Genomic DNA, 26,063 nt, shown 5'->3' on the forward strand with positions numbered 1-26,063 from the left:
GAAGAATAAAAAGGAAGCAATGATGAGTTTATTAGATGTCAAAGATCTGCGCGTAGAATTCTCTACCCAAGACGGTATTGTCACCGCAGTGAACGATCTCAATTTCTCTCTTAAGCAGGGAGAAACTTTAGGTATTGTGGGTGAATCCGGCTCAGGAAAATCACAAACCGTATTTGCCATCATGGGCCTACTCGCCAAAAACGGCAAAATCACCGGTAGCGCGAAATTTGAGGGTAAAGAAATCCTCAACTTGCCAGAGCGTGAACTGAATAAAGTGCGCGCCGAGCAAATCGCGATGATTTTCCAAGACCCAATGACTTCACTCAATCCCTACATGAAAGTGAGCGATCAGCTGATGGAAGTGCTGATGTTGCACAAAGGTATGGGGAAAGCGGAGGCGTTTGAAGAGTCAGTACGCATGCTGGAAGCGGTAAAGATCCCAGAAGCGCGTAAGCGTATCACCATGTATCCGCATGAGTTTTCAGGCGGTATGCGTCAACGGGTGATGATCGCGATGGCTTTGCTGTGTCGTCCGAAACTGCTGATTGCCGATGAACCGACCACCGCACTTGACGTTACTGTTCAAGCGCAAATCATGGAGCTGCTTAACGAACTGAAACGTGAGTTCAATACCGCAATCATCATGATCACCCACGATCTGGGGGTTGTGGCTGGCTCTTGCGATAAAGTGCTGGTGATGTATGCCGGCCGTACTATGGAGTACGGTTCAGTAAACGATATTTTCTACAACCCAAGCCACCCTTACGCAGAAGGTTTGCTGAGCGCGATCCCGCGCTTGGATACCGAAGGGGAAGTATTGCCGACGATTCCGGGCAACCCACCTAACTTGCTGCGTTTGCCTGTCGGCTGTCCTTATCAAGAACGCTGCCATCGCGTGACGGATCGCTGTAAGCGAGAGGCTCCGATCTTGCTGCCGTTTGGTAACGGCCGTCAACGTGCGTGTTTTTCTGATTGGGAGGCTTGGACAAAATGAGCGTAGAGAAAAAATTATTACTGGACGTTAAAGATCTTAAAGTCCATTTCAACATTACCCCGAAATCGGCATGGCCGTGGACCAAACCCGTTACCTTGAAAGCGGTCGATGGGGTTAACGTGCGTCTGTATGAAGGCGAAACCTTAGGGGTAGTGGGTGAGTCTGGTTGTGGTAAATCGACGTTTGCACGCGCCATTATTGGTTTGGTGCAAGCGACTCACGGTGAAGTGGTGTGGTTAGGTCAGGATTTAACACGTATGCAGGAAGTCAAACGCCGTGCAACGCGTAAGCAAATCCAAATGATCTTCCAAGACCCTCTGGCATCGTTAAACCCGAGAATGACGGTCGGTGATATCATTGCCGAGCCACTGCAAACCTTCTATCCCGAGCTTTCCAAGCAAGAAGTGAAAGATCGGGTAAAAGAGATGATGGCCAAGGTTGGGTTACTGCCTAACGTGATCAACCGTTATCCGCATGAGTTTTCAGGCGGTCAGTGTCAGCGTATCGGTATTGCTCGCGCGCTGATCCTCAAACCTAAGATGATCATCTGTGATGAACCGGTTTCCGCTCTGGATGTGTCGATTCAGGCTCAGGTCGTTAACCTTCTCAAAGAACTGCAAAAAGAGCTCGGTTTAAGTCTGGTGTTCATCGCGCACGATCTCTCGGTGGTAAAGCACATCTCAGATCGCGTGTTGGTCATGTATTTGGGCAATGCGGTAGAGTTGGGTGTCTCTAAAGAACTGTTTGCCAACCCTAAACACCCTTATACCAAGGCATTAATGTCTGCAGTGCCTATTCCTGACCCCAACATCGAACGCAATAAGACCATTCAGATGTTGGAAGGGGATCTGCCTTCACCGATGAACCCGCCATCGGGTTGTGTGTTCCGTACTCGCTGCCCTCAAGCAACCGCAGAGTGTGCGAAGACGAAACCAGTGATTAAAGGTTCGGATATTCACTCAGTCTCTTGTTTATACGCTGAGGCATAAATTCAGCCTGTGACGGGCCAAGCGCGATTCCTCGTTCGGATCGCGCTTTTTTTTGTATTCGAATATTTTGAACAACACGACCAATCGCCTTGGGTTAAGTGGCGTGCCCAGTTGCTTATAATGCCTAAAAGATGAGAATTTGGGGGCAAGATGGGCAAGCTAATTAAAGGCAAATGGCACGATGTTTGGTACGACACCAAACAACATGATGGCGAATTTATACGCGAAGATGCAGGGTTTCGTGACTGGGTGAAAGCGACGCCTGATGCGCAATTTGCTGCAGAATCTGGCCGTTATCATCTCTATGTCTCTTTGGCGTGTCCGTGGGCACATCGCACCTTGATTTTTCGTGCTCTCAAAGGGCTGCAAGCGCATATTGATGTGACGATTGTCTGTCCGGATATGCTCTCACATGGTTGGCAGTTTGGTATACCAGAGCCGCTGTACGGCTACACTCAACTACATCAACTCTATACCCATGCTAAAGCCGATTACACCGGACGAGTCACGGTGCCTGTGTTGTGGGATAAAAAGCGGCACACGATTGTGAGCAATGAATCTTCCGAAATCATCCGCATGTTCAACAGTGCGTTTAATGAGTTAACGGGCAATCAAACCGATTATTACCCTCAAGCGCTGCGCACAGTGATTGATGAGTGGAATGAGTTCATCTATCCCAACATCAACAATGGGGTATATCGTTGTGGTTTTGCGACCACGCAAAAAGCCTATGAAGAAGCGTTTGAAGCGCTGTTTGCGGCGTTGGATAAAGTTGATCAGCATCTGGCAACGCATCGCTATTTAGCGGGAAACCAAATCACCGAAGCGGACTGGCGTTTGTTTACCACCTTAGTGCGTTTTGATGCGGTGTATGTCGGGCATTTCAAATGTAACCGCCAGCGTATTGCGGATTACCCACATCTGAGCGGTTATTTAAGGGAGTTATACCAAGTCCCCGGCATCCAAGAGACGGTCGATTTTTACCACATTAAACGCCATTACTATTTCAGTCATACCACGATCAACCCCACTCAAGTGGTGCCAGTCGGGCCGCAAGTGGATCTACTCAGTCCACACCAGCGTGAACGAATTGGTTGAAAAGGGTAGAGAGCAATCTATAAAGCGCATAAAAAAGCCCCCGAAGTCGGGGGCTTTTGCCTATTTATCACCAGAAAAGCTTACTGAGACTAGCGCTTATTTCTGCTCTTGACCCGCTTGGATAGCCGTCAGGGCGATGGTGTAGACGATATCGTCAACCAATGCGCCACGAGACAGGTCGTTAACTGGCTTACGCATACCTTGCAGCATAGGACCGATAGACACTAGATCCGCTGAACGTTGTACCGCTTTGTAAGTCGTGTTACCTGTGTTCAGATCTGGGAATACGAATACGGTCGCTTTACCTGCCACTGGCGAGTTAGGCGCTTTAGAAGCCGCTACGTTTTCCATGATTGCCGCGTCGTATTGCAAAGGACCATCAATCACGAGATCTGGACGTTTCTCTTTGGCGATGCGAGTTGCTTCGCGCACTTTATCAACGTCTGCACCTTGACCAGAAGTACCGGTCGAGTAAGAGATCATCGCTACGCGAGGCTCAATACCGAAGGCCGCTGCAGAGTCGGCAGACTGGATAGCAATCTCAGCCAGTTGCTCTGCGTTTGGATCTGGGTTGATCGCACAGTCACCGTATACCAGTACCTGATCAGGCAGCAGCATAAAGAAGATCGATGAAACCAGAGACGCATTCGGCGCAGTCTTGATGATTTGTAGTGGTGGACGAATGGTGTTTGCTGTGGTGTGAACCGCACCAGAAACCAGACCGTCAACTTCGTTACGCTCAAGCATCATAGTGCCGAGAACAACGGTATCTTCCAGTTGCTCGCGCGCCACCACTTCAGTCATGCCTTTGCTCTTACGCAGTTCAACCAGACGTGCTACGTATTTCTCTTGTGCCACTTTTGGATCGATGATTTCGATACCAGAGCCGAGTTCAACACCTTGCTGAGCAGCAACACGCTTGATCTCTTCTGGGTTACCCAGAAGTACACACTGTGCAATACCGCGTTCAGCACAGATAGCAGCTGCTTTCACAGTACGTGGCTCATCACCTTCTGGCAGTACGATACGCTTGTTCGCGCTACGAGCCAATTCAGTCAGCTGGTAACGGAAGGCGGGTGGGCTCAAGCGACGAGACGCTTGCGCACCTTCAGTCAGAGAGTCTACCCATGGGCCGTCAATGTGGCTTGCCACGTGTTCGCTGATGAATTCGATACGCTCTTTGTCATCGGCTGGAACTTCAAGGCTGAAGCTTTGTAGGTTCAGCGACGTTTGCCAAGTGTTGCCTTGCGCTTTGAAAATGGGCAGACCCGTGTCAAAAGCAGGCTTACATAGGTTAACCAGTTCACGTGGGATGTCGTAGCCGCCAGTCAGCAGTACTGCACCGATTTCTACACCGTTCATTGCTGCGAGTGCCGCAGCCACAATCACGTCAGGGCGATCAGCGGAGGTTACTAGGAGTGAGCCCGGTTTGAAGTGCTCAATCATGTTCGGGATAGAGCGAGCACAGAAAGTGATGCTCTTGATACGACGAGTATTGATATCACCTTGGTTGATGATCTCAGCTTTCAGGTGCTTCGCCATATCGATAGCACGAGTCGCAATCAGGTCGATGCTCCATGGCACACAGCCCAGCACACGAATTGGGCTGGTGTTGAAGATCTGCATCACTTCAAGGTTAGCTTGTTTCGCATGGTCAGCGTCATCAAAGATCTCTGACAGGTCAGGACGAGTACGGCCAGCTTCATCAACAGGGGCATTCAGCTTGTTGATGATAACGCCAGAGATGCTCTTGTTCTTGGTGCCACCAAAGTTAGAGCACGCGACTTCAATGCGCTCTTTCAGTTGGGTTGGGTTATCCGTTCCCGGAGTGGCAACGAACACAATTTCTGCACCGAGAGTGTTGGCGATCTCCGCGTTCACTTGGTTAGCAAAAGGGTGCTTACGCGTTGGAACCAGACCTTCGATCAGAGTCACTTCTGCATCTTTGTTGATCTGGTTGTAACGCTCAACCACGGTTTCCAGCAGAACGTCCATCTTCTCGCTACCGATCAGAGTCTCGGCGGCAGACATACTCATCGGCTGGCCGATCTTGATGTCGCTGTTGCGGCTCATGACAGTAGACGTCAGGTCAGGTTGATCATCGCCAGTACGTGGCTGCGCGATAGGCTTATAGAAAGAAACGCTAACCCCTTTACGCTCCATGGCGCGCAGGAGACCCATGCTCACGCTGGTCAGACCGACGCCAGCGCTGATTGGGATAAGCATAATAGTACGGGACATTGGTAAAGTACCTCAACACTATTGATACCAATCTAAGGTGCTTAGATTGAAAGTGACAAAGCTCAAACGCAGGACAGGCTTACGCTGAGCCCCTAAATGACACTGGCTAACCTGAGTTAGCCAGTGTAAGTCGTATTAGATGTTCGTCAGACGAGCTGTATCTTCTGCAATCACTAACTCTTCGTTAGTCGCGATAACCATCGCTGGGATACGGCTGTCTGCAGTGGTGATCACACCTTCACCGCCGAAACGGGCTTTCAGGTTTGCTGCGCTGTCAACGGTGATACCGAAGATCGCTAGACGGTTCAGAACCATTTCACGGATTGGCGCAGAGTTTTCACCGATACCACCAGTGAAGGTGATCGCGTCCAGACGGCCGTCTAGGCTTGCTGTGTAGCCAGCAACGTATTTCGCTAGGCGGTGACAGAATACGTCCATTGCGCGAGTTGCTTCTTCTTTTTGGCCGTAGTTGTCTTCAACGAAACGGCAGTCAGAAGTCACTTCAGTCAGACCCAACAGACCCGATTCTTTGGTCAGCATGGTGTTGATTTTCTCAACTGAGTAACCCAGCGTGTCGTGCAGGTGGAAAATGATCGCAGGATCGATATCACCACAACGAGTACCCATCACCAGACCTTCCAGTGGAGTCAGACCCATAGATGTGTCAACCGATTGGCCGTTTTTGATCGCACACACAGAAGCACCGTTGCCTAGGTGGCAGTTGATGATGTTCAGTTCGTTTGCCGGTTTGCCCAGACGCTCAGCCGCTTCACGTGCGATGAACAGGTGAGACGTACCGTGCATGCCGTAGCGACGAATACCGTGCTCTTTGTACAGGTTGTATGGCAGAGCGTACAGGTACGCTTCTTCTGGCATTGTTTGGTGGAACGCAGTGTCGAATACCGCAACGTTTTTCAGCTCAGGGAACGCTTTTTGCGCCGCTTTGATACCGATGATGTGTGCTGGGTTGTGCAGTGGAGCGAGTGCTGCACAATCTTCGATGCCTTTCAGTACAGCGTCGTCAATCAGTGCAGATTGAGTGAACTGCTCACCACCGTGTACCACGCGGTGACCGATCGCTTTCAGTTGAGCTGCCAGTTCTGGTTTAGAAGCAAGAATAGTTTCAACGATGAAAGACAGAGCTTCATCGTGTGCAGCGCCTTCGCCCAGTTGAGCTTCGTGCTTGCCGTCCAATTTCCACTTGATACGAGCTTCAGGAAGGTGTAAACATTCAGCAAGACCTGAAAGATGTTGTTCACCGCTTTGAGCGTCAACAACTGCGAACTTAAGTGAAGAACTACCGCAGTTTAAAACTAAAACCAGCTTAGACATGAGTGACTACCTGTAATAATCGGTTGGGATAAAAAAATCAGTACCAAGAGTAGATGACGCCTCGATGAATGCGCCCTAATCTCGGTCAATAAAACGTCAATTTCCGTATCGTGAAGACGTGACAAAGTCAGTATAAGTCGTCGATGCAATCCGTGCAGGAATCGTCTCAACGTTGCCTAAATTGTAAATAAGGGCAACAATGAGATTGAGAGTCCGCAAAGCATAGCGATAATGGACAAATATAACAAAAAAAATTTGAATCAATATTAGCTTTTGTCAAATTTTTGCGTCTTTTGTTGAATCATTCAACTAAATTTTAGTGGATTAGGCAAAGAGCAGCGAGGAAGTGGGTATGGATAATAAAGTCGGCATAGTGCATAGCCTAAAAGATGGCCAGAAGTACATGGATATTTGGCCGATGCGCAAAGAGTTAAATCCACTGTTCCCGGAACAACGCGTGATTAAAGCGACACGCTTTGCGATTAAAGTAATGCCTGCGGTTGCGGCGATCAGCGTGCTGACACAAATGGTGTTTACCAACACGCAAGCCATGCCGCAAGCGATTGTCGTTGCTTTATTTGCTATGAGCTTGCCACTGCAAGGCATTTGGTGGCTCGGTCACCGTGCCAATACCCAACTGCCTCCGGCGCTTGCGAGCTGGTATCGCGAACTCTATATGAAGATCGTCGAAACTGGTTTTGCACTGGAGCCGATCAAAAGCAAACCGCGCTATAAAGAGCTTGCGCAAGTGTTGAATCGTGCGTTTCGGCAACTGGATGATACTGCGCTAGAACGCTGGTTTTAAGGCTGCCGCGTAGGCTATTTGTCCCATCAGTGTGACCAACGAATATCGAATAGTTGGTCACAGAAACTTGCCGTGTGCCAAGTCAACCTATCCCATTAGATCAAGATCAGTTAGCGCTGATTGTAGCGACCGCGAGACGTTCTCTCTTTATGAGCAGAGGCCGCTTTCGCCTGAGATTTCAAAATAGAGTCTACCGTTAAGGGCATCGGCTCTTTCGGCTGTAGGCCGTGAGGGAAAGTTCTTGCGCGTGGCGGGAGAGTAAACTCTTCACTGGAAGCGCGAGGCATGCGTTTAAAGCGATAGAGATAAAAATTTTCTAGTTTTTCTCGTGCCCACTCGGTCTTGTTTAAATATTTAACACTGCTGGCAATCGAAGGCTTGGTATGAAAGCAGTTAAAGCGCATTGCTGTATCTAAAATATCCCAGCCATAAAAATCCACCAGCTCTTGCAGTAAGGTTTCTAACTTAAGGCCGTGCAATGGGTTATTTTTTTGTAGTTCGATTCTTTCTTGATCGGTCATCATTATTATCGGCTCCTAAGGGTAAATAGAGTAGGTATACCAAGATTTGGCAGATATGAGCCATGTACTTGTTGATCCCTGCGCGGCGGCGCATTCTAGCAGAGTTGATCTTACATCCCTATGGTTATCTGTTATGGGGTCACCTTAATCATAGCGTTTATCTGGGTTCATGAGAGTGAACTTGCCTACCATCCTCTGTCGTTCTACGTCGTTTGAGAAGAGAGATAGTTAACTTCACTTCCATTTTCGACATTGACCAAATTCTGAGCTTTTTTCTGTTATCTAACTGTTAAATCCTACTTCCCTTTGCCTAAAGTTACTGGTAATAATGTTGTCAGTGACACCCTAAGTGTCCAATAACAACTATTAAAGCTACATCCACACACAACATCATAAAAACTATGCTTTATATCAAGGAGTTAAGATGAGAGCAGGCAAAGTTATTGCTACCGCCGTTCTAGCCGGAGCTGCACTACTGTCTTCCCAGAGTATCATGGCCAAAACAGCCAAAGTCGCGGTATCACAAATTGTGGAACACCCCGCTTTAGATGCGACACGTCAAGGGCTACTCGATGGATTGAAAGCCAAAGGCTATGAAGAGGGCAAAAATCTAGAGTTTGATTACAAAACCGCGCAAGGCAACCCTGCCATTGCGGTCCAAATTGCCCGTCAATTTGTCGGTGAAAATCCAGATGTCTTAGTCGGTATTGCGACACCTACCGCCCAAGCACTGGTTTCTGCCACAAAAACCATACCTATTGTGTTTACCGCAGTGACTGACCCTGTTGGGGCTAAGTTGGTGAAACAACTTGAACAACCGGGCAAAAACGTCACGGGTTTGTCAGATTTGTCTCCGGTTGAGCAACATGTTGAACTGATTAAAGAAATCCTACCCAACGTCAAATCGATTGGCGTGGTGTACAACCCAGGTGAAGCCAATGCGGTCAGTTTAATGGAGTTACTCAAACTCTCGGCTGCAAAGCATGGTATTAAGCTGGTCGAAGCAACTGCGCTGAAAAGTGCTGATGTTCAATCCGCTACCCAAGCGATTGCAGAAAAGTCCGATGTGATTTATGCCCTGATCGACAACACAGTTGCCAGTGCAATCGAAGGTATGATTGTGGCGGCTAACCAAGCCAAAACCCCAGTCTTTGGTGCAGCGACGTCTTATGTAGAACGCGGCGCAATTGCCAGCCTAGGTTTTGACTATTACCAAATCGGAGTGCAAACCGCTGACTACGTGGCGGCTATTTTAGAAGGTAAAGAGCCGGGTTCGCTTGATGTTCAAGTGGCAAAAGGTTCGGATCTTGTGATCAACAAAACCGCCGCAGAACAGTTAGGCATCACCATTCCTGAAGCCGTACTTGCGCGTGCAACCAGTACCAAATAAGTAAGCTCTATCCAAATGACGAGGGGGTAACGCTTGACGCGCTAGCCCCTCGTCGGAAGCGTATATTCCAAGGAGTTGGGGTATTTCAACTTCTGTAAGCAGAAAGGAGTATGTATGTCTGCTTTTGCCTTTTTTGGCGCTTTGGAGCTTGGCTTGTTGTATGGCTTAGTAGCTTTGGGCGTGTATTTAACTTTCCGAGTGCTGGATTTCCCTGATTTGAGCGTCGACGGCAGTTTCCCAATGGGCGCTGCGGTGGCGGCTACTGCGATTGTGGCAGGAATTAATCCATGGGTGGCGACAGGATTAGCCATTCTTGCTGGCGCCGCTACCGGTTGGGTCACGGCTTTTCTGAGTGTGCGATGTGGTATCTTGCATCTCTTGGCCTCGATTTTGACCATGATTGCTGCGTTTTCCATCAACATCCGCATTATGGGACGTCCTAATCTGGCCTTATTGGGTGAAGACACCATTTTGACCCCGTTTGAAGCCTTAGGTGATCCCGTCTTAATTCGTCCTCTCGTTGTCGCAGTATTGGTCGTGATTTCTGCGCTATTGGTTATTCGACTGCTAAACAGCGATTTCGGTTTAGGATTGCGAGCCACAGGCGTCAACGCTCGTATGGTGGCAGCCCAAGGGGCAAGCACTGCGTTTTACACGTATTTCTGTTTGGCTCTGTCTAATGGTTTTGTCGGTTTTGCAGGGGCTCTATTTGCGCAAACCAACAGTTTTGCGGATGTCACTTCTGGCGTTGGTACGATTGTGGTGGGGCTTGCTGCGGTTATTTTAGGACAAACCCTGATCCCCGGTCGCAAGATCTGGGTCGCTGTCGTGGCGGTCATTGTCGGCTCTGTACTGTACCGTTTAGCGGTGGCTTTTGCGCTTAGCTCAGGTATGTTTGGCTTACAAGCGTCCGATCTTAACTTGGTGACTGCCGTGTTAGTGGCTTTGGCGTTGATCATGCCGAAGATTAAAAGGAATTTAAAATCAAAAAAGCGTAACGCACCTGCTCAGAAGCCCGAAGTCTCTCAGCAGGGAAGCGTGTCAGGAGATGCAGTATGATCCGTTTGCAAGATATTCAGGTGACGTTTAACCCTGGCACGATTCTGGAAAATCGCGCATTACGCGGCGTATCGCTAGAGGTTCCGGAACACCAATTTTTAACCGTGATTGGCTCTAACGGGGCTGGGAAGTCGACGCTACTCGGTGCGGTTACTGGTGAAACGCCTATCGTGGGCGGTCAGGTGCTAATTGATGAGATTGATGTAACCAAACAGAGTGTGGATCAGCGTGCGAATCTGTGTGCTCGCGTGTTTCAAGACCCATTAGCGGGAACCTGTGGAGCCCTGACCATCGAAGAGAATATGGCGCTCGCTTATATGCGCGGTAAAAAACGTGGTTGGAGCTTGGCGCTCTCAAACCAGCGCCGGAAGTTGTTCCAAGAACGCATCAGCATCCTCGGTTTGGGGTTAGAAGATCGTCTCGGTGACAATATTGGTTTGCTCTCAGGTGGCCAGCGTCAGGCGGTGAGTTTGGTGATGGCGACACTGTCAGAAAGCAAGCTCTTGCTCTTAGATGAACACACGGCGGCACTCGATCCTCGTATGGCGGCATTCATTATCGATCTCACGAAAAAAATCGTTAAAGAGTTCAATTTAACCGTGATGATGGTGACCCACTCGATGAAAGATGCTCTGGCTTGTGGTGATCGCACCGTCATGCTGCATCAAGGTCAGATTGTCTTGGATGTCACAGGGGAACAGCGCGCGAATATGGGCGTTCCTGAGCTACTTGAGATGTTTTCTAAAGTGCGTGGAGAAGAGTTGGCAGACGATAGTTTGCTACTGAGTTAAGTGCCTGTTTGAATAGAAAACGGTGAGGAAAAAGAGACGGATGATGAACAAGCGCTAACACTGTTTTGTGTTTTTTTGGCATAATCGCCGCAACGCAATATCCCTACCCATCATAAGCGTTATCGGTTTATGGTGGGTTTTTCATTTCTAGAGGTTAGCAGGCAATTATGAATCAGCGCATGAGTTTAACTTGGATTATCTGTGCGCCATTGTTTATCGTTTTTGTGCTGGCCGCATCGGTCTTTCAGCAATATCTGTACGATCTTAACCAAGAAATTGACGACGCCTACGCCGACATTCAACAGCAGCTTGAGCGCGCCGAAAAAGTGGTGACAGCGCTAGATTATACTTTCACGCATAATCAACGCCCGGCAGAGAATATACTGTTTAAACACTCAGCCCGTGTGGTTGCGAATGTTTGCCAAATCAAACCGATAGATGGGTTAGTTCTGGCTCAGGGGCTGAGTTCCAGCTTTGCTGTTCCCAAATTAGATCTAAGTTATATGCTGATTGGGGATGCCTCGTTATGCGATTCCAAACCAAGTCATGATCCCAGTTTACAAATCAAACTCTCCATGGCTCCTATGCTCTCGTTTTTGCATGACATGGATGAATATATTTATGGTGTGCATTATGTGGATACCAGCGGTTATATCATTTCATCGCCGGATACCATCAGCGAAAAGGTAACCTATCAGCAAATTAAAGACTTTATCAGCGAGAGTCCTTTGTGGAGCCATGCGATTGCTGCACCCAATATGATTGCCGTTGATGGGCCTTATCGTTCGGTGATCAGAGAGCAACATGAGTGGTTATTAACACTGATTCTGCCCGTTTACCGTGACGCGGATTATCAGGGAATCGTTGCGGTGGATATTGGCTTACGTGAGCTGCTTAGCCGCATGCCTCATCTAGCTTCTCGCTTTGAAGTTATTGATCTAGATGAGATGGCAATCCCACCTTTCGCCTACCGCCCACACAAGCTCACCAGTGATTATGCCGACTACCATCAAGTGGTATTTTATAAGTTGGATATTCAATCCGAGTTGAGCAACTTTCTTACTGAAAAGAGCGGTAATTTACTGGTCGTTGCTCTGGTATACCTCTTTCTCACTGGCGTATTTATCTATCTCAATACGCGCTGGGATCGCCAGCATTATGCGCAGCTCGCCGCACGTGATCCGATGACTGGTTTACTCAATCGCCGTGGTATGGAAAGCTTTCTGAAAGGCAAACGCCACAGTCAATATTTAGCCATTGCCGTGTTGGATATCGATGACTTCAAACAGATCAATGATGCTTATGGTCATGATATGGGTGATAGAGTGATCTGCTACATTGGTGAGCAGATTGAAAACCATATTCGCAGCTCAGATGCCGTGGCACGTTTTGGAGGCGAAGAGTTTGTGGTTTATGTCACGGCAAAAGAAAAAGAGCAGATCACGAGAATTATGCAGCGCATTTTTGATGCGGTTTGTCGCGACTCTCCTTTGATACTAGAGCCAGGTTTTACCATCTCCGGTGGGATAGAGGTGGTTGAAAGTACAACCGATCGCAGTTTTGAAGATTTGTTTAAAGCCGCTGATGAAAAGTTGTATGTGGCGAAAACCAGCGGCAAAAATCAGTTGGTTTACTAATCAGTTGATTTACTGATCCGTTGTTTTACTCATTAGACAGGTAGCTCGGTCGCAGCATGATGGAGTTGATCTCGATAGCGATGTAACTGATCAACGATCGGCTCGACTTGAGTCAAAGTACGTAACTCACCAAACAGCTCATTAGCCTGAGGGTAGGCGTGGCGCAGATAAGCAAACCACTGCTTAATACGGTTTGGGTAGTATTTGCCTTTGTCACCACGCACTTCAAATTGTGTGTAGCGCAGCAACAAATCCACCACTTCATGCCAAGGCATGGCGGCGTGATTGTGTTTGACCACATTGCCTAAATTGGGCACGTTGAGCGCGCCGCGGCACACCATGAGTGAATCGACACCTGTGGTTTGGATGCAAGCTTGACCATCGGCGTAATTCCACACTTCACCATTAGCAATCAATGGAATACTGCATTTTTGGCGGATCTGATCAATGTAATGCCATTTGATTTCGCTAGCCTTATAGCCTCCGGCTTTGGTGCGCGCGTGCACAGTGAGCTCATCGGCTTTGGCTTGCGCAACGGCATCGACAATCTCAAAACAATCTTCCGGATCTTCCCAACCTAAGCGGATTTTCGCCGAAACAGGAATGTGCGCTGGTACCGCATCACGACACGCTTTGACCACTTGATAAATCAGTTCGGGATGCTGCAAAAGAGCCGCGCCGCCTTTGCTTTGATTAACCATTTTGGCAGGACAACCGAAATTCAGATCGATGCCATAAGCCCCAAGTTCAGCCGCGCGAATCGCGTTTTCGGCCATCCAGTGTGGGTCTTGCCCAAGCAGTTGCACCTTGACCGGAGCGCCGGACGGGGTTTTAGAACCCTGTTGCAATTCAGGGCAGAGGCGATAAAACACATGATCAGGCAGCAGCAGATTCACTACGCGCACAAATTCGGTGACGCAGAAGTCGTAGTCATTGATTTGCGTGAGCATGTCACGCATCAAATGATCTAACACGCCCTCCATTGGGCCTAAAATAACTCGCATAGTGATGAATACCGGCTAGCGCTGAAGAAAAGGGAGCGAGATTGTAGTAGTAGCATCAATAAATGTCACCCATCCTTTCTGATTCAAGTTCAGTGTGACAGCCTGCCACTTCTTTCGCTTTGAGTATATAATGCGGCGCAACTTTCCTTGTATTAAGCGTTTTCTATGAATTATTCCCTGATCGATCTCAGCGCGATTGAATGCCCTGAGTCGGATCTGTTTATTGAAGGTGTGGTGCTCGCCGCTAATTTTGCGACTCGTCCGCTCGACCCTGAGCAGTGGCTACCCGAGCTGTTTGCCGAGCAACATCAAGCGCTATTACAACCGGTGACCGAGCAAATTCATCTCCAATACCAGCAACTTAAAGGCAATGGGTACGATTTGTTGACGCTGTTGAATGAGCATGCACCCTCGCGTGAGCAAGGTTTGGCGGATTTTGCGGAAGGCTTTATGCAATTATGGCCGCAAGTTGAACCCATGTGGCAGCAAGGCGCATTTGCAGATGGCTCGATTCGTATGTTGCAAGCATTATTGACCACCTTGATGTTGGCGATTGATGAAGCGCAAACCCAAGCGCAAATGCGCGAAGCGGGCTATGAACAAGTCCCTGCGCTCGCCGATTTGATCGAGCAACTGAATTTAATGGTGCACGAAGTCGCGCTCGCGGCGGATGAAGCCATGCTCGGCGCTAAAGCACAAAGTGTGAATCCGTTTAAAGGCATTGGCCGCAATGATGCTTGCCCTTGCGACAGCGGTAAAAAATTCAAACAGTGTTGTGGGCAATAGTTTATTACACATCACTGACACGTTAGAGAAGGCAAACGCTTAGGCTTTTGCTTTATTATCTTCCTCATCGCTAAATTGCTTGGAGCAGAGTCAGCATGAACAAATGGTTAGCCCTGTTATTTTGTAGTTTCTCGGCCATTGCCGCCCCTAAAGATACCTTAAGTGAGCGTTTAGCCATGAGTGAAGGCTTCAGCGCGACCTTTAATCAGCAAGTATTAAGCCCAGAGGGCAAAGTGATCCTGACCGGAAATGGCAAGGTGGATATTGCTCGTCCAAGCCTATTTCGTTGGGAAACCGAAACGCCGGATGAAAACTTACTGGTCTCTGACGGTACAACCTTATGGCATTTCGATCCTTTCGTGGAACAGGTCACCTTGTACCGCGCCGAAGAAGCTTTAGAGCAGACGCCTTTTGTGCTGCTGACTCGTAATAAAGCCAGCGATTGGGATGCCTACCATGTGGAAGAAAAGGGCGATGTGTTTACTCTGACGCCTACTGCGCTGGATTCAAACCAAGGCCGTTTCCAAATCACCATCAGTGAGAAAGGGGTGGTGCAAGGTTTTAAAGTGATTGAGCAAGATGGTCAACAGAGCGAATTTACCTTTAGTAAGGTGAAACAGCAGAAACCCAACGCTAGCGTATTTAACTACAAAGTGCCGAAAGGCGTGGAAGTTGACGATCAGCGTAACTAAATCAGCACCAAGGAAGCGAGTCGAGTGAGTAATTACAGCTTAGATTTTTCCGGCGACGAAGATTTTCGTCCGTTAGCTGCTCGTATGCGTCCACAAACCGTGGAGCAGTATATTGGTCAGCAACACATCTTAGGGCCGGGAAAACCGCTGCGCCGTGCATTAGAAGCGGGGCATATTCACTCGATGATTCTTTGGGGACCTCCGGGCACCGGAAAAACCACTTTAGCCGAAGTGGCAGCCAACTACGCCAATGCGGAAGTGGAACGTGTATCGGCAGTGACGTCCGGAGTCAAAGAGATCCGTGCCGCGATCGAAAAAGCGCGTGAGAACAAACTCAGTGGTCGTCGCACCATTTTGTTTGTCGACGAAGTCCATCGCTTTAATAAATCGCAGCAAGATGCGTTTTTGCCGCATATTGAAGACGGTACGGTCACTTTTATTGGCGCAACCACGGAAAACCCTTCTTTTGAGCTTAATAACGCGCTGCTTTCCCGCGCGCGGGTTTATAAGCTCACCTCACTCAATCAACAAGAAATTCTGCAAGCTCTGCATCAAGCGATTGCCGATACTGAACGCGGGCTTGGCAAAGTGGCGGCGGTATTTGCTGATAACGTGTTGGATCGCCTAGCAGAGCTGGTCAGTGGCGATGCGCGCATGTCGCTCAATTATCTTGAGCTGCTGTACGACATGGCTCGCGAAGATGATCAGGGACGCAAGCAGATTGATCTGCCTTTATTGGCTGAAGTCGCTGGTGAAAAAGTGTCGCGCTTTGATAACAAGGGCGATATTTGGTATGACCTGATTTCCGCTGTACACAAGTCGATTCGAGGTTCCGATCCCGATGCGGCTCTGTATTGGGCGGCGCGGATGATTTCCGCAGGCTGTGACCCTTTGTATATCGCGCGCCGTCTGCTCGCGATTGCCTCTGAAGATGTTGGTAATGCCGACCCACGGGGCATGCAAGTGGCACTCGCAGCGTGGGATTGCTTTACCCGTGTCGGGCCTGCAGAAGGCGAGCGCGCGATTGCTCAAGCGATTGTCTACCTCGCCTGCGCACCGAAAAGCAATGCAGTGTACACCGCGTGGAAACAAGCGCTGTCGGATGCGCATAATCTGCCTGAGTTTGAAGTGCCGCCGCATCTGCGTAATGCCCCAACACGATTGATGAAAGATCTTGGTTATGGCGAGGAATACCGTTACGCCCATGATGAACCGGGCGCTTATGCTGCAGGGGAGTGCTATTTCCCACCAGAAATGAGTGGAACTCGCTACTATCAGCCTACTCAACGCGGGCTAGAAACTAAGATTGCTGAAAAGTTAGCGTATCTGGCGGATTTGAACGCAAAAAGCCCACAAAAGCGCTATGAAAAGTAGTGCCTTTTGGTTATCTTTGGCAAGGTAAATTTCAATACGCGTGGCTTTGGCTAAAAAGGAAGCACACGCGCTTTCTCGCAACTCTTAAAGCATAGGATTAGCAATGCTGGATTCTAAATTACTTCGTACTGAGCTGGACGAAACAGCTGCAAAATTGGCACGTCGCGGTTTTAAACTCGACGTGGAGACTATCCGTACTCTTGAAGAACAACGTAAGTCCATTCAAGTAGAAGTTGAGAATTTACAATCCACGCGTAACTCCATCTCCAAGCAAATCGGTCAACTGATGGCGTCTGGCGACAAAGCGGGCGCAGAAGCGGTTAAGCAACAAATCGGCACCTTGGGTGACGATCTGGATGCGAAAAAAGTTGAACTGGATGCTGTTATGGCGCAATTGGATGCGATCACCCAAACCGTGCCTAACATTCCAGACGATGCAGTGCCAAACGGTAAAGACGACAGCGAAAACGTAGAAGTTTCTCGTTGGGGAACACCAAAAACTTATGATTTTGAAGTAAAAGATCATGTGGATTTGGGCGAAATGGGCGACGGTCTGGATTTCGCTAGCGCAACCAAGATCACGGGTGCGCGTTTTGTGGTGATGAAAGGTCAATTTGCTCGTTTGCACCGTGCTATCGCACAGTTCATGTTGGATCTGCACACCGATCAACACGGTTACACTGAGCTGTATGTACCTTACCTAGTGAACTCGGAAACGCTGTTCGGTACAGGTCAATTACCAAAATTCGGTCAAGATCTATTCCACACTGAGCCTCTGACTGAGAAAGCCAGTGATGAAGAGCCACGCCGTCTATCACTGATCCCAACCGCAGAAGTGCCAGTGACCAACTTAGTGCGTGACACCATTTTGGATGAAGCTGAGCTGCCTCTGAAAATGACCGCACACACGCCTTGTTTCCGTTCTGAAGCAGGGTCTTACGGTCGTGATACTCGTGGTCTGATCCGTATGCACCAGTTTGATAAAGTGGAACTGGTACAAATCACTCGCCCTGAAGATTCCATGGCGGCATTGGAAGAGCTGACTGGCCATGCAGAAAAAGTTCTGCAACTGCTGGATCTGCCTTACCGCAAAGTGATTCTGTGTACGGGCGACATGGGCTTTGGCTCTTGCAAAACTTACGACTTGGAAGTTTGGGTTCCAGCGCAGAAGACGTACCGTGAAATCTCTTCTTGTTCAAACATGTGGGATTTCCAAGCGCGTCGTATGCAAGCGCGTTTCCGCCGTAAAGGTGAGAAGAAGCCTGAGTTGGTGCACACGCTGAACGGCTCTGGTCTGGCGGTGGGTCGTACCATGGTCGCGATTTTGGAAAACTACCAAGAAGCCGATGGTCGCATTGCGATTCCTGCGGTACTACAAAAGTACATGGGCGGTTTAACCCATATCGGTTAATCCCGTTTTCCTTTAAAGGGAAATTAGCGCTCAAAGCGCATAAGAATGAAAAAAGCCGACGTGATGTCGGCTTTTTTATGCTTGTCGTTTGTTGCGCAGCATATTGTCTATTGCTTAAAGCAGTTTGGTTGGCTTAACGCGGCTGCCATTGCATCCACCAGTTTTTGCAGATGTTCAGGTTGACTAATATAGGGTGGCATCAGGTAAATCAACCGACCAAAGGGGCGGATCCAAACCCCATGCTCCACAAAGAGAGCCTGAATCACTTCCATATTGACCGGAAAATGTGTCTCCACCACACCAATCGCGCCTAGCCAACGAGTCTGTTTCACCAGTGGAAAATTATTGAGTTTAGGTAGATGTTCGGCAAAAAATGCTTCAATATTCGCGACTTGCTGTTGCCAATCGCCTTGCTCAATCAGCGATAAACTCGCGCTTGCCACCGCGCAAGCCAGCGGATTGCCCATAAAAGTTGGGCCATGCATAAAGCAGCCTGCTTCCCCCGCACACACGGTATCGGCCACTTGTTGGGTAGTGAGGGTAGCGGATAGCGTCATGTATCCGCCAGTCAGCGCCTTGCCCACACAGAGAATATCCGGTTGAATTCCCGCATGTTCACAAGCAAAGAGTTTGCCTGTGCGGCCAAAGCCGGTCGCAATCTCATCCAAAATCAGCAGTACACCAAATTCGTCACACAAAGCTCTAACTTGGCGTAAAAACTCGGGATGATAGATACGCATACCACCAGCCCCTTGCACGATAGGTTCAAGGATTACGGCCGCAATCTGGTGGTGATGTTCAGCCAATTTGTGACGAAAATCGGCAATATCACGCTCATCCCACGCATCAAAAAATCCACCTTCTGGCGAATTAGCGAAAATATGCTCGGGCAGAAAACCCTTGTACAGGCTGTGCATGGAGTTATCTGGATCGGTCACTGACATCGCGGCGAAGGTATCGCCGTGGTAGCCGTGGCGTAGGGTGAGAAACTTTGCTCTCGGCTGACCTTTACTGTGCCAATACTGTAGCGCCATTTTCAGGCTCACTTCCACCGCAACCGAACCTGAATCGGCGAGAAACACTTGCTGTAAATTGTTGGGCGCGAGCTTGAGCAGCTTTTGGCAAAGCTCAATCGCCGGTTGATGAGTTAACCCACCAAACATGATGTGTGACATCTGCTCGATTTGCTGGTGCGCCGCTTGATTGAGTTTGGGGTTATTGTAACCGTGGATCGCTGCCCACCAAGAGGACATGCCGTCGACTAAGCTGCGCCCATCCTCAAGCGTGATCATTACCCCATCGGCTCGGCTTACTGGATAACAGGTCAGAGGTGTCAAGGTCGAAGTGTAGGGATGCCAGATATGGCAACGGTCGAAGGCTAAATCCATCATCATTCCAAAATTAATAAAAGATTAATTAATAATCACATGTAAACCTTGTGATTTTCTTGTTGTTGACAGTCTAACGCCTGTCAGTAGACTAGCCAAGCATAAAACCAATAACCCCAATAAGGATTACACGTGGAAGTTCGTCATAACTGGACGGTCGCTGAGGTCAAAGCGTTACTGGATAAACCTTTTATGGATCTGCTGTTTGAAGCGCAGCAGGTGCATCGTCTTCATCATCCGCACAACCATGTGCAGGTCAGCACGCTGCTGTCGATCAAAACTGGCGCCTGCCCAGAAGATTGCAAATATTGCCCGCAAAGTGCTCACTATCGTACGGACGTAGATAAAGAGCGTTTGATGGAAGTCGAGCGCGTATTGGATGCGGCGCAAAAAGCCAAAAATTCAGGCTCGACCCGTTTTTGTATGGGCGCGGCGTGGAAGAATCCGAAAGAGCGTGATATGCCGCTGCTCAAAGAGATGATCCGCGGCGTCAAGGATATGGGGCTAGAAACCTGCATGACGCTGGGTATGTTGACGCCAGATCAAGCGCAGCAATTGGCGCAAGCGGGGCTGGATTATTACAACCACAACCTTGATACCTCTCCGGAATTTTACGGCAACATCATCACCACACGCACATACCAAGATCGCCTAGATACCTTGTCGCACGTCCGTGATGCCGGGATGAAGATCTGCTCGGGGGGCATTATCGGCATGGGTGAAAGCACCAATGACCGCGCTGGGTTATTGGTTGAGCTCGCGAATTTGCCGACTCATCCGGAAAGTGTTCCGATCAACATGCTGGTCAAAGTCAAAGGTACACCACTGGAACAAGTCGATGATGTGGAACCCTTTGATTTTGTGCGTTTGATTGCGGTAGCGCGCATTATGATGCCGAAATCTGCGGTTCGCCTTTCAGCTGGACGCGAGAAGATGAATGAGCAGATGCAGGCGCTGTGCTTTATGGCAGGAGCCAATTCGATTTTCTACGGTTGCAAACTGCTGACCACCCCCAACCCAGCGGAAGACAGCGATATGCTGCTGTTTAAAAAGCTAGGAATTAACCGCGAACAAGTGGCGCAAAAGCCCGATGAAATCACGGAAAATGAGTTGCTGGATAGAGTCGTTGAACGGGTAGCCGCGCGCCCAACCGCCAGCGATTTATTTTATGACGCTGCGCTTTAAGTCGCGGATTGAGCAAGCTCTGAATGAACGTGAACATTCAGGGCTGACTCGCCGTCTTCAGCTTTTAGAGCGAAGCGCACAAGGCGAACTGATTCAGCAAGATCGTACTTACCTAAACTTCTCAAGTAACGATTACCTTGGTTTAGCCAGTGATGCTGAGTTAGTGCAGGCTTGGCAAACAGGTCTGGCGCGCTTTGGCGCTGGCAGTGGCGCTTCGCCGATGGTGACTGGTTTTAGCTCAGTTCATGCCGAGTTAGAGCATGAGTTGTGTCACTGGCTTGGTTACGAGCGAGCAGTCTTGTTCAGCTCTGGCTTTAGTGCCAATCAAGCCCTGCTGTTTACTCTGCTCGAAAAAGAGGACTTGCTGTTGCAAGACAAACTCAATCACGCCTCCTTGATGGAAGCGGGTATGTTAAGTCCTGCCACCATGAAACGCTTTAAGCACAATGATACTGATCATCTTCGCCAATTACTGCATGAGCAGAGCAACAGCTTAGTGGTGACGGAAGGGGTGTTTAGTATGGATGGCGATTGCGCACCCTTGGCGCAAATTGCAACTGTAGTGAAACAGCGCGCGTGGTTGATGGTGGATGATGCGCACGGCATTGGCGTGCTTGGAGAGCATGGGGCGGGGAGCTGTCAAGCGGCAGGGATTCATCCCGAGATTCTGGTCGTTACTTTTGGTAAAGCCTTTGGGTTAGCTGGGGCGGCGGTGTTGTGTGATGCACAAGTCGGCGATTATCTGACGCAATTTGCACGCCACCATGTGTATTCCACCTCTATGCCTCCGGCACAAGCGCATGCTCTGACTCATGCTGCGCGGATGATCCAAAGTCAGTCTTGGCGCAGAGAAAAACTGGCTGAGCTGATGGCCTGTTTTGATGAGCAGTGCCGCAATATTCCGGGTTTTGTGGCAACACAAACGCCCATCAAACCTTGGTTGTTAGGCAGCTCTGATTCCGCATTGAGCGCATCCCACGAGCTCAAGCAACAAGGGATTTGGGTGAGTGCCATTCGACCACCCACCGTGCCTGTAGGCAGTGCGCGTTTACGTATCACGATAACGGCGGCACATACCCAAGCGCAGATACGCCGGTTATCGGAGCAGTTAAAACATGTGATGGAGAAGGACACATGAGCATGACAGCCACGGAGCTTTGTGTTGAATTAAAAGATAAAAGTGCGATTGCGCAAGCCTTTGGCAAAGCCGCAGCGCACTATGATCAGCACGCGGCTTTTCAGCGCGATGTCGGATTACGTTTACTGCAAAAAATGCCCAGTTGTCTGAAGGGGCTGCGAGTATTGGATCTCGGTTGTGGTACCGGTTATTTTTCAGCCCTGCTACGCGAGCGGGGAGCGCAAGTGGTGTGCGCCGATATCTCACTCGCCATGCTTGAGCAAGCAAAGCAACGCTGCGGTGATGAAGGCATAAGTTACCAGTTAGCGGATGCCGAGCAACTGCCTTTTGCATCTGCTTGTTTTGACATGGTATTTTCAAGCTTAGCATTACAATGGTGTGAAGATCTGTCGCTGCCGCTGAGCGAAATTCGCCGTGTACTCAAACCACATGGTCAAGCCTTCCTCTCCACCTTGTTAGACGGATCGCTGTTTGAACTCGAGCAAGCGTGGCGCAGCGTTGATCATCATCGTCATATCAATCAGTTCATTTCCATCAATCAGGTAAAAATTGCGTTAGCGCAAGCCGGATGTGCGCAACATCACTTAGACTTAGCGGCAATTACGGTTTGGTATGAAACTGCCTTTATGCTGATGCGCGATCTAAAAGGGATCGGCGCCAATCATGTCAGTGGACGTTCAACGGGGCTAATCAGCCGCCGAACGTTGGCAAAAGTGGAGTTGGCCTACCAATCATTTCGTAACCAACAGGGTCTTGTGCCTGCCACATATCAGGTTTGTTTAGGGGTTATTCACCGATGAGAAATGCAATTTTTATCGCAGGGACGGATACCGACGTTGGGAAAACAGTCGCTTCGAAAGCGATTCTTCAGGCGCTCGCGACACACAATATCGCCACAATTGGCTATAAGCCAGTCGCAGCGGGGAGTGATAAAACTGAGTTTGGCTATCGCAATTCCGATGCATTGCATCTGATGAAAGCCGCGACCGTCGATATGCCGTATGAGGACGTCAATCCTTATGCCTTAGTACTTCCCACTTCACCACACATCGCCGCTAAGCATGAAAATGTTACGATTGATTATGCGCTGCTAAGCAATAAGCTCTCGAAACATAAGCAAAATGCAGAGTTAGTCGTGGTAGAAGGTGCGGGAGGTTGGCGAGTGCCTACTTCCGATTCCGATTGTTTATCCACTTGGGTAAAACAAGAGCGTTTACCGGTCATCTTGGTGGTTGGAATTAAACTCGGTTGTCTGAGCCATGCGATTTTGACCGCAGAAGCGATTCGTGCCGATGGGTTAGAGCTGGTCGGCTGGATTGCCAACCGGATTAACCCGGGAACTGAACACTATGCGGAGATCATTGAGCATCTAGAAGGGCGGCTCGGTACACCGAAATTAGGGGAGATCCCTTATATGCCTAAGGCTAAACGTCAAGAGTTAGGCAAGTTCATCCAACTGGATCACTTGTTAGAACCCGACACAGTGGCATAACGGCGCTAAACAACAAAAGGCTGCTCAAACATGAGCAGCCTTTTTCGTCTCAGATTGTATGGAAAGTTGAGTGTGCGAGGCTATTTCTCTGCGCTCAAACCCATTAAAGAGTGTTGAGTATCGACGATCTGCTGCTGCAGCGTCTGCTCTTTGGCTTCCAATCCGAGTTGAGTACGAGCTTCTTGTTCACTGATACCTAAATGACAACAAAGTAAATCAATCGCCATTTGATAGCTATGTGCTTCAGCCATGTGTTTTCCTTTGTTTATGGTGAAATTCCTTTGACTTCCGCACTCTATTCTTTCGCTATGCCTATCTCAATACGACCAAAGTCTATATCTCTGCTCATTTAAAACGCCTGCTAGGTTAGCTAGACATTAAATGTTGCAATTTCCTACTTAACCTTGTTTTTCAAATGAAAGAACATATGTTGTAAATAAGAACAAACGATGTGTGGTAAAGTCGCGCATCGCAACCGCTGAGAAGTTTCCTTCGGAGATTAAGTCATGAAACGTATATTGTTATTCTTAGCAACCAACCTTGCTGTCGTATTGGTGCTTAGTGTTGTTTTGAATATTGTTTATGCCGTCACGGGCATGCAGCCGGGGAGTTTGTCTGGTCTGTTGGTGATGGCGGCTGTGTTTGGCTTTGGCGGTGCATTTATTTCACTGCTGATGTCAAAAAGTATGGCACTACGCTCAGTGGGTGGTGTCGTCATTGATACTCCACGCAATGAGATGGAACATTGGCTATTGGAAACGGTACGTCGCCAAGCAAACCAAGCGGGTATCGGTATGCCAACGGTGGCGATTTATGATGCGCCAGACATGAATGCGTTTGCCACGGGTGCAAAGCGTGATGATTCTCTGGTCGCGGTCTCAACGGGCTTGCTGCACAACATGACGCGTGATGAGGCCGAAGCTGTGTTGGCGCATGAAGTTAGCCACATTGCTAACGGTGACATGGTCACCATGACGCTGATGCAAGGGGTGGTGAACACCTTCGTGATCTTCTTGTCACGCTTTATTGCCAATATCGTGGCTTCACGTGATTCGGAAGAAGGTGAAGGCAGCAACATGATGGTCTATTTCGGTGTATCTATGGTGCTTGAATTGGTGTTTGGTTTCTTAGCCAGCTTCATCACCATGTGGTATAGCCGCCACCGTGAGTTCCATGCCGATGCGGGTGCCGCTCAGTTAGTCGGTAAGCACAAGATGATTGCGGCGTTAGAACGCCTGAAAATGGGTCAGGAGTCGCATCTTGAAGGTTCGATGATGGCGTTTGGCATCACAGGTAAACGCTCTCTATCCGAATTAATGATGACTCACCCACCCCTTGAAAAACGTATCGCAGCACTGCGCAATATGTAATCTCTTCCAACCAGCCTTCGGGCTGGTTTTGTTTATCTTGATTGATAGTCTTCTTGAGCTCGTTTTCTTAACGCTCTTTAGTGATCCCTTACATTCTGAGTTTCGTAACATGAAGTATAAAGTTGTACAGAAAAAATCTTGTACAACTTTACAAACTCAACTATGGTTGTAATGCATTATACGAATCTTAAATTTGTATAACTTTAGGGATGAGCATTATGGACGTACAACACGTCGCGCAGTTTTATCAACAATTAGATAAGAGCCAATTACATAGGCTGATTGAAATCTATCATCCTGATGTGGTGTTTGAAGATGCCGCACATCGCATCGAAGGGTTTGACGCCCTTTACCAGTATTTTCTGAATCTTTACCAAAATGTTCAGACCTGTACTTTTACCATTCATGAGCAGTATGCAGTCAATGAGGGTGCGTTTTTGGTCTGGACCATGCATTTACGTCACCCAAAATTAGCCAAGGGCGAACAGGTGGATGTGAAAGGCGTGAGCCACTTGCGCTTTGCCGAGGGCAAAGTGACCTACCATCGCGATTATTTCGATATGGGGGAAATGCTTTATGAGCAATTGCCTGTGCTTGGGCAAGTTATCCGCGCGATTAAGCGGAGACTAGGACAATGACCGCGGTGTTCATTACCGGTGCGACCTCCGGAATTGGTAAACAACTGGCGTTGGATTATGCCAAACAGGGTTGGCAAGTGATTGCGTGTGGACGTAATCAGTCGGTGTTAGACAGCTTACATACACAATATGCCAACATTTTTCCCTTGGCGTTTGATGTCACCGATCATCCCGGCACAAAAGCGGCATTAGCGCAGCTTCCATGTCAGCCGGAACTCTGGATTTTAAATGCAGGCGATTGTGAGTACATCGACGATGGCAAGATGGATGTCACACTGATGGCACGTGTGTTCAATATCAATGTGCTTGGCGTAGCGGCGGTGATTGAAGGTATACAGCCACATTTGTCCCGTGGTCACCGTGTGGCGATTGTCGGCTCGATTGCCAGTGAGTTGGCCTTGCCGCGAGCAGAAGCTTATGGCGCTTCCAAAGCGGCCGTCGCTTATTTAGCACGAACGCTTCAACTCGATTGGCGTCCGCTTGGTATCGAAGTCACCACCATTTTTCCGGGCTTTGTCGCCACACCACTCACGGATCGCAATACTTTTGCCATGCCGATGATCATCACAGTAGAGCGTGCCGCCCAGGAGATCAAAGCTGGCTTGGCGCGCGGTGTGTCACAACTCTATTTCCCTAAACGATTTACTTGGCTGATTCGGTTACTCGGTGCTTTGCCTTATGCATGGCAAGGTCGCTTAGTTCGACGTCTGTTGAAGGCTTAATAAGGA

Annotated in this window: 25 protein-coding genes; 19 read left to right on the forward strand and 6 right to left on the reverse strand. The window is 48.9% G+C overall.

Going from position 1 to position 26,063, the window contains the following annotated elements; translation table 11 throughout:
• The first annotated feature begins 22 nt into the window (after positions 1-22).
• The 3 genes from GOU96_RS00305 to GOU96_RS00315 all read left to right on the forward strand — a co-directional run bounded on the left by GOU96_RS00305 (position 23) and on the right by GOU96_RS00315 (position 3,081).
• The gene (locus GOU96_RS00305) at positions 23-994 is read left to right on the forward strand and encodes an ABC transporter ATP-binding protein (RefSeq protein WP_000054405.1); all 972 of its coding nucleotides are present in this window, start codon (positions 23-25) and stop codon (positions 992-994) included.
• Complete coding sequence (oppF, locus tag GOU96_RS00310; RefSeq protein ID WP_000110064.1) at positions 991-1,983, forward strand: murein tripeptide/oligopeptide ABC transporter ATP binding protein OppF; 993 nt, start codon at positions 991-993, stop codon at positions 1,981-1,983. The genes GOU96_RS00305 and oppF overlap by 4 nt, the downstream gene beginning before the upstream one ends.
• A 150-nt stretch (positions 1,984-2,133) precedes the next feature.
• Complete coding sequence (locus tag GOU96_RS00315; protein WP_000517144.1) at positions 2,134-3,081, forward strand: glutathione S-transferase family protein; 948 nt, start codon at positions 2,134-2,136, stop codon at positions 3,079-3,081.
• 96 nt (positions 3,082-3,177) lie between these two features.
• Here the strand turns inward: GOU96_RS00315 and pta are convergent, their stop codons facing one another.
• Both pta and GOU96_RS00325 read right to left on the reverse strand, forming a co-directional pair.
• Positions 3,178-5,322 carry a phosphate acetyltransferase gene (gene pta, locus GOU96_RS00320; protein ID WP_001887381.1) on the reverse strand — a complete coding sequence of 715 codons (2,145 nt, stop codon included), beginning with the start codon at positions 5,320-5,322 and terminating at the stop codon, positions 3,178-3,180.
• A 135-nt stretch (positions 5,323-5,457) separates the two neighbouring features.
• The gene (locus tag GOU96_RS00325) at positions 5,458-6,654 is read right to left on the reverse strand and encodes an acetate kinase (RefSeq protein ID WP_000041130.1); all 1,197 of its coding nucleotides are present in this window, start codon (positions 6,652-6,654) and stop codon (positions 5,458-5,460) included.
• A gap of 352 nt (positions 6,655-7,006) precedes the next feature.
• Between GOU96_RS00325 and yfbV the strand changes: the two genes are divergently transcribed.
• A complete protein-coding gene (yfbV, locus tag GOU96_RS00330; RefSeq protein ID WP_000369218.1) occupies positions 7,007-7,459 on the forward strand; it encodes a terminus macrodomain insulation protein YfbV in 453 nt (150 codons plus the stop codon).
• A 110-nt stretch (positions 7,460-7,569) separates the two neighbouring features.
• Here yfbV and GOU96_RS00335 read toward each other — a convergent pair whose 3' ends face one another.
• Entirely contained in the window at positions 7,570-7,980 is a 411-nt protein-coding gene (locus GOU96_RS00335) for a VF530 family DNA-binding protein (protein WP_088128075.1), read from the reverse strand.
• A 424-nt stretch (positions 7,981-8,404) separates the two neighbouring features.
• Between GOU96_RS00335 and GOU96_RS00340 the strand changes: the two genes are divergently transcribed.
• The 4 genes from GOU96_RS00340 (at position 8,405) to GOU96_RS00355 (ending at position 12,857) form a co-directional block, all read left to right on the forward strand.
• Positions 8,405-9,370, forward strand: coding sequence for an ABC transporter substrate-binding protein (locus GOU96_RS00340; RefSeq protein WP_001201234.1), 966 nt, complete (start codon positions 8,405-8,407; stop codon positions 9,368-9,370).
• 114 nt (positions 9,371-9,484) lie between these two features.
• The gene (locus tag GOU96_RS00345) at positions 9,485-10,429 is read left to right on the forward strand and encodes an ABC transporter permease (RefSeq protein ID WP_001272063.1); all 945 of its coding nucleotides are present in this window, start codon (positions 9,485-9,487) and stop codon (positions 10,427-10,429) included.
• Positions 10,426-11,220 (forward strand): ABC transporter ATP-binding protein, encoded by a 795-nt coding sequence (locus tag GOU96_RS00350; protein WP_000620368.1) that lies wholly within the window; start codon positions 10,426-10,428, stop codon positions 11,218-11,220. Before GOU96_RS00345 ends, GOU96_RS00350 begins: the two co-directional genes overlap by 4 nt.
• Positions 11,221-11,387: 167 nt before the next feature.
• Complete coding sequence (locus GOU96_RS00355; protein ID WP_267780650.1) at positions 11,388-12,857, forward strand: sensor domain-containing diguanylate cyclase; 1,470 nt, start codon at positions 11,388-11,390, stop codon at positions 12,855-12,857.
• 32 nt (positions 12,858-12,889) lie between these two features.
• Here GOU96_RS00355 and dusC read toward each other — a convergent pair whose 3' ends face one another.
• Positions 12,890-13,861 carry a tRNA dihydrouridine(16) synthase DusC gene (gene dusC, locus GOU96_RS00360; RefSeq protein ID WP_113610716.1) on the reverse strand — a complete coding sequence of 324 codons (972 nt, stop codon included), beginning with the start codon at positions 13,859-13,861 and terminating at the stop codon, positions 12,890-12,892.
• A 165-nt stretch (positions 13,862-14,026) separates the two neighbouring features.
• Between dusC and GOU96_RS00365 the strand changes: the two genes are divergently transcribed.
• The 4 genes from GOU96_RS00365 to serS all read left to right on the forward strand — a co-directional run bounded on the left by GOU96_RS00365 (position 14,027) and on the right by serS (position 18,124).
• Positions 14,027-14,647 carry a YecA family protein gene (locus GOU96_RS00365; RefSeq protein ID WP_032472894.1) on the forward strand — a complete coding sequence of 207 codons (621 nt, stop codon included), beginning with the start codon at positions 14,027-14,029 and terminating at the stop codon, positions 14,645-14,647.
• A gap of 95 nt (positions 14,648-14,742) precedes the next feature.
• Positions 14,743-15,339 carry an outer membrane lipoprotein chaperone LolA gene (lolA, locus tag GOU96_RS00370; RefSeq protein ID WP_001045827.1) on the forward strand — a complete coding sequence of 199 codons (597 nt, stop codon included), beginning with the start codon at positions 14,743-14,745 and terminating at the stop codon, positions 15,337-15,339.
• A 24-nt stretch (positions 15,340-15,363) separates the two neighbouring features.
• Positions 15,364-16,713, forward strand: a complete 1,350-nt coding sequence (locus GOU96_RS00375; protein ID WP_000073979.1) for a replication-associated recombination protein A — start codon at positions 15,364-15,366, stop codon at positions 16,711-16,713.
• Positions 16,714-16,816: 103 nt separating this feature from the next.
• Positions 16,817-18,124 (forward strand): serine--tRNA ligase, encoded by a 1,308-nt coding sequence (serS, locus tag GOU96_RS00380; RefSeq protein ID WP_267780646.1) that lies wholly within the window; start codon positions 16,817-16,819, stop codon positions 18,122-18,124.
• Positions 18,125-18,231: 107 nt separating this feature from the next.
• Here serS and bioA read toward each other — a convergent pair whose 3' ends face one another.
• A complete protein-coding gene (gene bioA, locus GOU96_RS00385; protein WP_267780644.1) occupies positions 18,232-19,512 on the reverse strand; it encodes an adenosylmethionine--8-amino-7-oxononanoate transaminase in 1,281 nt (426 codons plus the stop codon).
• A 132-nt stretch (positions 19,513-19,644) separates the two neighbouring features.
• Here bioA and bioB point away from each other — a divergent pair, with 132 nt between their 5' ends.
• Genes bioB through bioD form a run of 4 tightly spaced genes read left to right on the forward strand, consistent with a single transcriptional unit; the run spans position 19,645 to position 23,327 of the window.
• Entirely contained in the window at positions 19,645-20,697 is a 1,053-nt protein-coding gene (gene bioB, locus GOU96_RS00390; RefSeq protein ID WP_000453785.1) for a biotin synthase BioB, read from the forward strand.
• Positions 20,681-21,835 (forward strand): 8-amino-7-oxononanoate synthase, encoded by a 1,155-nt coding sequence (bioF, locus tag GOU96_RS00395; protein ID WP_114774081.1) that lies wholly within the window; start codon positions 20,681-20,683, stop codon positions 21,833-21,835. Before bioB ends, bioF begins: the two co-directional genes overlap by 17 nt.
• Complete coding sequence (gene bioC, locus GOU96_RS00400; protein WP_057552598.1) at positions 21,832-22,635, forward strand: malonyl-ACP O-methyltransferase BioC; 804 nt, start codon at positions 21,832-21,834, stop codon at positions 22,633-22,635. Before bioF ends, bioC begins: the two co-directional genes overlap by 4 nt.
• The gene (bioD, locus tag GOU96_RS00405) at positions 22,632-23,327 is read left to right on the forward strand and encodes a dethiobiotin synthase (RefSeq protein ID WP_001243139.1); all 696 of its coding nucleotides are present in this window, start codon (positions 22,632-22,634) and stop codon (positions 23,325-23,327) included. The genes bioC and bioD overlap by 4 nt, the downstream gene beginning before the upstream one ends.
• 80 nt (positions 23,328-23,407) lie before the next feature.
• On the opposite strand, the gene GOU96_RS00410 is transcribed toward bioD, so the two are convergent.
• Entirely contained in the window at positions 23,408-23,578 is a 171-nt protein-coding gene (locus GOU96_RS00410; RefSeq protein WP_000796532.1) for a hypothetical protein, read from the reverse strand.
• 255 nt (positions 23,579-23,833) lie between these two features.
• Here GOU96_RS00410 and htpX point away from each other — a divergent pair, with 255 nt between their 5' ends.
• The 3 genes from htpX (at position 23,834) to GOU96_RS00425 (ending at position 26,057) form a co-directional block, all read left to right on the forward strand.
• Positions 23,834-24,697 carry a protease HtpX gene (gene htpX, locus GOU96_RS00415; RefSeq protein ID WP_000821682.1) on the forward strand — a complete coding sequence of 288 codons (864 nt, stop codon included), beginning with the start codon at positions 23,834-23,836 and terminating at the stop codon, positions 24,695-24,697.
• 218 nt (positions 24,698-24,915) lie between these two features.
• Positions 24,916-25,335 (forward strand): nuclear transport factor 2 family protein, encoded by a 420-nt coding sequence (locus GOU96_RS00420; RefSeq protein WP_042988611.1) that lies wholly within the window; start codon positions 24,916-24,918, stop codon positions 25,333-25,335.
• A complete protein-coding gene (locus GOU96_RS00425) occupies positions 25,332-26,057 on the forward strand; it encodes an SDR family oxidoreductase (RefSeq protein WP_000127637.1) in 726 nt (241 codons plus the stop codon). The genes GOU96_RS00420 and GOU96_RS00425 overlap by 4 nt, the downstream gene beginning before the upstream one ends.
• Positions 26,058-26,063 lie beyond the last annotated feature (6 nt).

Source organism: Vibrio sp. R-1 (genome assembly GCF_035615595.1).
In the GTDB taxonomy this organism is placed as follows: Bacteria; Pseudomonadota; Gammaproteobacteria; order Enterobacterales; family Vibrionaceae; genus Vibrio; species Vibrio cholerae.